Source organism: Winogradskyella pelagia (genome assembly GCF_017581965.1).
In the GTDB taxonomy this organism is placed as follows: domain Bacteria; phylum Bacteroidota; class Bacteroidia; order Flavobacteriales; family Flavobacteriaceae; genus Winogradskyella; species Winogradskyella pelagia.
On sequence record NZ_JAGEVF010000040.1, the window covers coordinates 1 to 750 of the forward strand.

The window sequence follows — 750 nt, forward strand, 5'->3', positions numbered from 1 at the left end:
CGTTGTGTGCAATTTGAGAAAATTTTGCGTTTATACCAATTTTTGGTATATTTGAGAAAATTAGTATTCAAATGAACAAAAACACATCAATATCACTCGGAAATTATTTTGATCAATTCGTTCAAAGTCGAATAAGTGAAGGAAGGTTTAAAAACGTTAGCGAAGTCATTCGTGCTGGATTAAGACTATTAGAGGAAGAAGAAAGTAAAGTAATTGCTTTGAAAACTGCAATACAAGAAGGAATTGACAGCGGAATAGCTCACGACTTCGACCCAAAACAACATCTTGAATCGTTAAAAGCGAAAAAGCACTCGAATGGCTCAATATAAGTTGACGAACAAAGCTGTAGAGGATTTATCAAAAATTTGGGATTATACGTTTGAGGTTTGGTCTGAACAACAAGCAGACAAATATTATGATGGACTAATTTCTAATTGTCAAGAAATCGCAGAAAATCCTGATTTTGGAAAAAACTACGATGGAATATCAAAGCAACTTCTCGGAGTTAAGGCAAATCGACATATAATATTTTACAGAACTCTGAATGAAAATTATGTGGAGATAACAAGAATATTGCACGAAAGAATGGACTTAAAGAAAAGAATAACTGAATAAAAAACTGCACACAACAATGGCTATAAGTAATTGCTTGTTCTCGCCTACTTTGGAAATTCCGCAGGAATTTCCAACTTGGTGTGTACTTGCAAAGTTAATCGCTAACCCACGCAACTACTCATAGCCGAGACCGTT

At 34.5% G+C, this 750-nt stretch carries 2 protein-coding genes; both read left to right on the top strand.

Annotated elements, in window-relative coordinates:
• The first annotated feature begins 71 nt into the window (after positions 1-71).
• Entirely contained in the window at positions 72-329 is a 258-nt protein-coding gene (locus J4050_RS15155) for a type II toxin-antitoxin system ParD family antitoxin (protein ID WP_208155460.1), read from the top strand.
• Positions 316-615: a type II toxin-antitoxin system RelE/ParE family toxin gene (locus tag J4050_RS15160; RefSeq protein WP_099570570.1), complete on the top strand. Its 300-nt coding sequence runs from the start codon at positions 316-318 to the stop codon at positions 613-615. Before J4050_RS15155 ends, J4050_RS15160 begins: the two co-directional genes overlap by 14 nt.
• Positions 616-750: the final 135 nt, after the last annotated feature.

What these genes read in the sequence shown, in the direction of transcription:
- J4050_RS15155 (WP_208155460.1), top strand. Translation starts at nt 72, where the DNA reads ATGAACAAAAACACATCAATATCACTCGGAAATTATTTTGATCAATTC.
- J4050_RS15160 (WP_099570570.1), top strand. Translation starts at nt 316, where the DNA reads ATGGCTCAATATAAGTTGACGAACAAAGCTGTAGAGGATTTATCAAAA.